The 7,634-nt window shown below is 69.1% G+C and carries 7 protein-coding genes; 2 read left to right on the top strand and 5 right to left on the bottom strand.

Annotation, left to right across the window (positions count from 1 at the left end; all coding sequences use genetic code 11):
* From AC1D12_RS18530 to tkt, 4 genes are all read right to left on the bottom strand, one after another.
* Positions 1 to 1,224, bottom strand: a 1,224-nt coding sequence (locus tag AC1D12_RS18530; protein ID WP_477842122.1) for a S8 family serine peptidase, incomplete at its 3' end; no start/stop codon positions are given.
* Positions 1,225 to 1,420: 196 nt separating this feature from the next.
* Positions 1,421 to 2,419, bottom strand: a complete 999-nt coding sequence (gene gap / locus AC1D12_RS18525) for a type I glyceraldehyde-3-phosphate dehydrogenase (RefSeq protein WP_465111417.1) — start codon at positions 2,417 to 2,419, stop codon at positions 1,421 to 1,423.
* 62 nt (positions 2,420 to 2,481) lie between these two features.
* Positions 2,482 to 3,480 carry an energy transducer TonB gene (locus AC1D12_RS18520; protein ID WP_477825189.1) on the bottom strand — a complete coding sequence of 333 codons (999 nt, stop codon included), beginning with the start codon at positions 3,478 to 3,480 and terminating at the stop codon, positions 2,482 to 2,484.
* Positions 3,480 to 5,537 carry a transketolase gene (tkt, locus tag AC1D12_RS18515; protein ID WP_477842120.1) on the bottom strand — a complete coding sequence of 686 codons (2,058 nt, stop codon included), beginning with the start codon at positions 5,535 to 5,537 and terminating at the stop codon, positions 3,480 to 3,482. The genes AC1D12_RS18520 and tkt overlap by 1 nt, the downstream gene beginning before the upstream one ends.
* A gap of 92 nt (positions 5,538 to 5,629) precedes the next feature.
* Here tkt and speD point away from each other — a divergent pair, with 92 nt between their 5' ends.
* Both speD and murU read left to right on the top strand, forming a co-directional pair.
* The gene (gene speD, locus AC1D12_RS18510; RefSeq protein WP_477825187.1) at positions 5,630 to 5,992 is read left to right on the top strand and encodes an adenosylmethionine decarboxylase; all 363 of its coding nucleotides are present in this window, start codon (positions 5,630 to 5,632) and stop codon (positions 5,990 to 5,992) included.
* Entirely contained in the window at positions 5,989 to 6,699 is a 711-nt protein-coding gene (murU, locus tag AC1D12_RS18505) for an N-acetylmuramate alpha-1-phosphate uridylyltransferase MurU (protein WP_465111415.1), read from the top strand. Before speD ends, murU begins: the two co-directional genes overlap by 4 nt.
* On the opposite strand, the gene AC1D12_RS18500 is transcribed toward murU, so the two are convergent.
* The coding region (locus AC1D12_RS18500; protein ID WP_477842117.1) for an NAD(P)/FAD-dependent oxidoreductase at positions 6,686 to 7,634 on the bottom strand (949 nt) is incomplete at its 5' end. The genes murU and AC1D12_RS18500 overlap by 14 nt on opposite strands.

The raw sequence follows: 7,634 nt of genomic DNA, 5'->3' as shown, positions 1-7,634 counted from the left end.
CGTCAGGATCGGGTACAGGCAGGCGCCGGCGGTGTTGACGCAGTTGCCGGCCGGCGCGGCGATCGTGACCTCCGGCCCGAGGCTGGAGTAGCCGACCTTGGTGCCGGTGTGGCGCACGCCGGCCACGCCGACGACGCCCGGGCAGTTGGCCGGCACGTTGACCGCCAGCCCGTCGTTGCCGGCGGCCGCGACGACGACGACGCCGGCGGTGGTCAGCTCGGTGATCGCGTCCTTGTAGGCCTGCGAGCAGGAGCCCGAACCGCCGAGGCTCAGGCTCAGCACCTTGGCCGGATTGGCGTTGGTCGTGACGCCGGGCACCGTGAAGCCGGCGGCCCAGCGCATCGCCGCGATGATGTCGCTGTCGGCACCGCCGCACTTGCCGAGCACCCGCACCGGCAGCACCTTCACGTCGCGCCCGATGCTGGCCATGCCGACGCCGTTGTTGGTCGACGCACCGACGAGGCCGGCCGTCTGCGTGCCGTGCCAGCTGCTGTCCTCGGCGCCGCAACCGGCAAAGTCGCCGCTCGCGTTCTCGTCCGAGGTGATCCAGTCGCCGGGGTCGCTCGGGTCGCTGTCGCGGCCGCCGCCATCGTTCGCGGTGGCGGCGTCGCTGATGAAGTCGTAGCCCGGCAGCAGCTTGCTGGCGAGCTCCGGGTGGTCGCCGCGGATGCCGGTGTCCAGCACCGCGACGACGACGCTGCTGCTGCCGGTCGTGAGCGCCCAGGCCGTCTCGGCATTGATCGCCGAGACCACGCTGCTGCTCGACGCACGCAGGTACCACTGGCCGGCGACCGGCGACACGCTCGCGCCACCGGCATACAGCGGATCGTTCGGTGCCGCGAACGCGCGGCGGCGGCCGTCCGGCACGGCGTATTCGACATCGGACAAGGCCGACAGGCGGGCCGCGAGGTCCGCCGAGCTGAGGCCGCTCGCCTTCACGAGCTGGCTGCGGGCCGACACCGCCGGGCCGTCGCTGAGCGCGAGGCCGACCCGCTGCGACAGCGCCTGTGCCTGCTGCGGTGCCGCCTGCGCGTTGCTGCTCCCCCCGCTCGCCACCGACAGCGCCCGCATCGCGCTCGAGTCCGCCTTGAACTTGACGATGACCCGCGCCTGCATCTCGGCGGGAATCTTGTGCACGGCAGGCGCCGGCTCGGCCGCCGATGCCGCCGGTGCGAGTGACGCGGCCAGCAACGAGGCGATGCAGGAGACGATGAGTCGCTTCATGGGACAACCTGGGAGGGGCGCGCAGCCCGGAGCGGCCAGTGTAGGCAGCAGCCTTGTGTCCAGGGGTGAACCGGACATCGGTTGACACGCATGGAGACAACTGGCTTCAAATGAGCGTGCAGATTCGATGGTCGGCAGCGGAACGACACATGAAAAAGACCTCCCGCAGGAGGCCTTCCGGCAGCGCAAGCAGCGCTTACTTCGCGACCACGCGGACCATCTCGAGCACCTTGTTCGAGTAGCCCCATTCGTTGTCGTACCACGACACCAGCTTCACGAAGGTGCTGTCGAGCGCGATGCCGGCGTCGGCGTCGAAGATCGAGGTGCGCGGGTCGCCGCGGAAGTCGGTCGCGACGACCTTGTCCTCGGTGTAGCCGAGGATGCCCTTCAGCGCGCCTTCGGACTGCGCCTTGAACTCGGCGCAGATCTCCTTGTAGGTCGCTTCCTTGTTCAGCTCGACGGTCAGGTCGACCACCGAGACGACCGAGGTCGGCACGCGGAACGACATGCCGGTGATCTTCTTGTTCAGCTCGGGGATCACGACGCCGACGGCCTTGGCCGCGCCGGTCGACGACGGGATGATGTTCTCGAGGATGCCGCGGCCGCCGCGCCAGTCCTTGTTGCTCGGGCCGTCGACAGTCTTCTGCGTCGCGGTGGTGGCGTGCACGGTGGTCATCAGGCCGCGCTTGATGCCCCACTTGTCGTTCAGCACCTTGGCGAGCGGCGCCAGGCAGTTGGTGGTGCATGAGGCGTTGGAGATGATGTCCTCGCCCTTGTAGCTCTTGTCGTTGACGCCGAACACGAACATCGGCGTGTCGTCCTTCGACGGGCCGGTCATCACGACCTTCCTGCCGCCGGCGGCGATGTGCTTGGACGCGGTGTCCTTGGTCAGGAAGATGCCGGTGCCTTCGACGATGATGTCGGCGCCGACCTCGCCCCACTTCAGCTCGGCCGGATCCTTCACGGCGCTCAGGCGGATCTTCTTGCCGTTGACGATCAGCGTGTTGCCGTCGACCGCCACCGTGCCGTCGAAGCGGCCGGCCACCGAGTCGTACTGCAGCATGTAGGCCAGGTAGTCAGGCTCCAGCAGGTCGTTGATCGCGACGACCTCGATGTCCTTGAAGTTCTGGATGGCGGCACGGAACACCATGCGCCCGATGCGGCCGAAGCCGTTGATGCCGATCTTGATGGTCATGGTCTGTCTCTCCAGTTGATGCTTGCGAAAAAACGTCGGGACATTGTCGCCGCTCGGGGGATTCAGCGGAGATCAAGCTGGGTACAAGGCACCGACACGGTCATCGGCGAGCCCAACACCTGCCCCAGCGCCTTGTAGGGAAGCTTGAGCGAGATCCTGGTCAGCCAGTCGAGGAACTCGGCACGCCGAGGGTCGCTCGATCCGATCTCTCCGACCGGGTTGGTCAGGAACGGCTGATACAGGTGCATGCGCACCTCGAACGGGCAGCCCATCGCATTGAAGTCGAAGTAGACGTGGTGCTCATCGAGCTTGTCGATGACCGGCACGAGCTGCTGCAGGCTCAGGTCCTTGAGGACGATGCCGCCCGAGTCTTCGATGCGAAAGTGGAACATTCGCGCGGCAGTGACGACCTCGTCCTCCTTCAGACAAGGGATCCGCACCCCGGATGCCCACCGGGTGACGGTCTCCACAAAAGGACGGGTCGCATCCTTGTAGGGATACGTCACGACGGGCGGCTGCGTCGGCCCGCGAAACTTCATCTCGACCAGCAAGGCCGCGTAGGTACTGCCGCTCCTGCCCGCCCCACTCGGGTATCCCGGAATCTCCGGAAACTGCACCTTGCAGTTCTCCGATTGGATGTCGGGGTTCGTCTTCAGCAACGGGCGCCATTTGATCGGCCGCCCGTCGTCCGGCGTGAACTCGAAATCCTGCGTCGCGGTGACCGTGCCCGCTTCCGGGCGCAGGCAGGGCAACCGATAGGCGGACACATAGTCTTCCACCGCCGCATCGAATCTGGAATCGCCGGCGTGGGTGAGGATGTTGACGCGGGGTGGCTTGCCCGGGTGGTGGAACTCCAGGCTGACGCGCACCTGCGCGGACTGCTTGAACCGTTTCGCGTCCTCGGGGTACTCGATGGGCTTGCGGTCGGCCGGCGCCGGCGTCAGACAGGCAAGCGAATCCCGGTCCGCCTGCAGCACGAAGCCCTCGGGCAGCGCCTCGGCCGCATGAACGGCGCAGGGAACGAGCAGGCCGAGCAGCAGCCCGGCCAGCGCCCGCTTCATCAGCGGCCCAGCACGACACGCACGGTGTCGGCCACGTTCTCCGGCGTGAAGTGGAAGTGCTTGAACAGCACCGGCGCCGGTGCCGATTCGCCGTAGGTGTCGATGCCGACCACCGCGGCGCAGCCGTACTTCCACCAGCCGTCGCTCACGCCCATCTCGACCGCGATGCGCGGCAGGCCCTGCGGCAGCACGCTGGTCTTGTAGGCGGCGCTCTGGCGGTCGAACACCGAGGTRCTGGGCATGCTGACCACGCGCACCGCGATCGCGCCGTTCTCCGGCTTCGCGAGCAGCTGCTGCGCATGCAGCGCGAGCTGCACCTCGGAGCCGGTGGCGATGATCACCGCCTGCGCCTTCTTCTTCAGGCCCACCTCGCCCGGCTCGGCCAGCACGTAGCCGCCCTTGGCGATGGTGTCGACCGCGGCCTGCGGCTGGCCGGCCCCGAACTCGGCCTTCGGCGCATACGGCAGGTTCTGGCGCGACAGCAGCAGCGCGCTCGGGCGGCGCTGGTTCTCGATCGCGACACCCCAGGCCACGGCCGTCTCGGCCGTGTCGGCCGGGCGCCAGACGTCCAGCCCCGGGATCAGGCGCAGCGCCGCGGCATGCTCGACCGACTGGTGGGTCGGGCCGTCTTCGCCGAGGCCGATGCTGTCGTGCGTGAACACGTGGATCACGCGGATCTTCATCAGCGCGGCCATGCGGATCGCATTGCGGCTGTAGTCGCTGAAGGTCAGGAAGGTGCCGCCGTACGGGATGAAGCCGCCGTGCAGCGCGATGCCGTTCATGATCGCGGCCATGCCGAACTCACGCACGCCGTAGTTGATGTGGCGCCCGCCGTTCGGCGAACCGTCGGCCTCGAAACGCAGCGGCGGCGTGCTGCCGGTGTTGGTCAGGTTCGAGCCGGTCAGGTCGGCGCTGCCGCCGAGCAGCTCGGGCAGCGCCTTCGTGAACGACTCCAGCGCGATCTGGCTGGCCTTGCGGCTGGCCACGTTCTCGGCCTTCGCGTTCGCGGCGACCGCGGCGTCGAGCAGCGTCTGCGCGAAGTTCTTCGGCAGCTCATGGTCCATGCGGCGGATGAACTCGACCGCCAGTTCCGGGTACGCCTTCGAATAGGCCTCGAAGGCATCGACCCACGCCGTCTCGTCGGCGAGGCCGGCCGGGCGGCTGTCCCACTGCTCGTAGGCCTGCTCCGGAATCACGAACGGCTCGTAGCTCCAGCCGAGGGCTTCGCGGGTCAGCTTGATCTCTTCGGCCCCCAACGCCTCGCCGTGCGCCTTCGACGTGCCGCCGCGGTTCGGCGAGCCCTTGCCGATGGTGGTCTTGCAGCAGATCAGCGTCGGCTTGTCGGCCCGCTTGGCGGCGGCGATCGCGGCATYGACCGCGCTCACGTCCTGGCCGTCGACCGCGGCGATCACGTTCCAGCCGTAGGMCKCGAARCGCTTCGGSGTGTCGTCGRTGAACCACGGCGCGACCTTGCCGTCGATCGAGATGCCGTTGTCGTCGTACAGCGCGATCAGCTTGTTCAGGCGCCAGGCGCCGGCCAGCGCGGCGGCCTCGTGGCTGATGCCTTCCATCAGGCAGCCGTCGCCGAGGAACACGTAGGTGTGGTGGTCGACGATGGCGTGGCCGTCGCGGTTGAATTCCTTCGCGAGCAGCTTCTCGGCCAGCGCCATGCCGACCGCGTTCGTGACGCCCTGGCCSAGCGGGCCGGTGGTGGTCTCGACGCCCGGCGTGTAGCCCATTTCGGGGTGGCCCGGGGTCTTGCTGTGCAGCTGGCGGAAATTGCGCAGCTCGCTCATCGGCAGGTCGTAGCCGGTCAGGTGCAGCAGCGCGTACAGGATCATCGACGCGTGGCCGTTGCTCAGCACGAAGCGGTCGCGGTTGGCCCAGTGCGGGTTGGCCGGGTTGTGGCGCAGGTGACGGCCCCACAGTGCGACCGCCATGTCGGCCATGCCCATCGGGGCGCCCGGGTGGCCGGAATTGGCCTGCTGGACGGCGTCCATCGCCAAGGCGCGGATGGCGTTCGCCATCAAGGTGGTGTCGTGGGCGGGGGCAGTCATGCCGGGCGGCTCCTGGGTTGGATTCGGGAAGGTCGCGTGAGGGCGCGAGGGGCGGAAGCGGCGCATTTTAGGCGCCGCCGATAATCCCGCCGATGCAAGGCCTGCACCTCACCGCCGACCTGCGCGGCTGCGCCCCCGGCAACCCCGCGATGACCGACCCCGACGCGCTGCGCCGGCGCTGCCTCGCGGCCGTCGCGGCGGCGGCGCTGCAGCCGGTGGGCGAGCTGTTCCACCGCTTCCCGGCGCCGGGCGGCGTGACCGGCGTCGTGCTGCTGGCCGAATCGCACCTCGCGGTGCACACCTGGCCCGAGCTGGCGGCGGTGACACTGGACGTCTACGTGTGCAACCTCGGCGCGGACAACTCGGCCAAGGCGCATGCGCTGCTCGACACGCTGCTCGGCGTGTTCGAGCCGGCCCGGGTGGAACGCCAATCGCTGCTGCGGGGTACCGAATGAAACGCGGAGCCATCATCCTGGCCGCCGGCCGTGGCGAGCGCATGCGGCCGCTGACCGATGCGACGCCGAAGCCCCTGCTGAAGGTGCACGGCAAGCCGCTGATCGAATGGCACCTGGAGGCGCTGGCGCGCGACGGCGTGCGCGACGTGGTGATCAACACCGCGTGGCTGGAGGCGCAGATCCCGGCCGCGCTCGGCGACGGCAGCCGCTGGGGCCTGCACATCCGCTACTCGATGGAAGGCCGCGACCACGGTGGTGCGCTGGAGACGGCCGGCGGCATCGCGAAGGCGCTGCCGCTGCTGGTCGACGGCCCGGACGAGTGCTTCTGGGTCGTCTCGGGCGACATCCACGCGCCGGGCTTCCGCTTTGACGCCGCCCAAGGCGAGCGCTTCGCCGCCGGGTCGCTGCTGGCGCACCTGTGGCTGGTGCCGAACCCGGCGTTCCATGCAAAGGGCGATTTCGGGCTCGACGCCGAAGGCTTCGGGCTGGCCGACTCCGCGGGGCCGGACGGCCTGCGCTGGACCTACGCCAACCTCGCGCTGTGCCGCGCGTCGCTGTGCGCCGGCATCGCGCCGGGCACCAAGGCGGCGCTCGGGCCGCTGCTGTTCGCCGGCATGCGCGAGCGGCGCATCAGCGCCGAGGTGTGGCGCGGCGCATGGGAGAACGTCGGCACGCCGGCGCAGCTCGCCGCGCTCAATGCAGCTTGATCTTCGGCCGGTAGGTCCGGTCGAGGAACTCTGACAGCGTCACCAGCACCATCCGCCAGAAGCCGCCCAGCGCCATCTGGTGCTGCTTGTGCAACGCCCAGTACATGAACTGCGCGAGCCGCCCTTCGATGAACAGGCTGCCGCGCGTCAGGCTGCCCATCAGGCTGCCGACTGACGAGTACTCCGACAGCGACACCAGCGAGCCCTTGTCGCTGAAGACGAACGGCTTCACCGTCTCGCCCGCCAGCAGCTTCGGGATCGCCTTCACCAGGTACATCGCCTCCTGGTAGGCCGCCTGCGCGCGTGGCGGCACCCAGGCGCCGTCGGGTTGCTGGCAGGCCGCGCAATCGCCGAACGCGAAGATCGCCGGGTCGCGCGTGGTCTGCAGGTTGCCGTTGACCATCAGCTGGTTCAGCTTGTTGGTTTCCAGCGGATCGCGGCCCTCGCCACCGCCCAGCGTGCGCAGGAAATCCGCCGCCTTGACGCCGGCCGCCCACACCGTGAGGTCGGAGCCGATCACCTTGCCGCTGGCCATCTTCAGGCTGCTGCCGGTCACCTCGACGACGCGCTCGTTCGTGTGCACCTCGATCGCCAGCTTGCGCAGCTCGCGCACCGCCGCCTCGCTCAGGCGCTCGGGCAGTTGCGAGAGCAGCCGCGGCGCCGCCTCGACCAGCACGATCTGCAGGTCCTTCTCGGGGTGGATGTGGTCGAAGCCGTAGTTCGCGAGCACGCGCGCCGCGGCATGCAATTCGGCCGCCAGCTCGACGCCGGTGGCGCCGCCGCCGACGATCGCCACCGTGAGGCGGCCGCTGCCGGCCGCGCGCGGCACGCTCTGCGCACGGATGCAGGCGTTGATCAGCCGGTCGTTGAAGCGCTTGGCGGCCTGCGGGCTGTCGAGCTTGATCGTGTGCTCGGCCGCGCCCGCGGTACCGAAA

Source organism: Rhizobacter sp. P1_G5 (genome assembly GCF_056405435.1).
The sequence above is the reverse complement of the archived record's forward strand: the minus strand, read 5'-3'. Positions and strand labels throughout refer to the sequence as shown.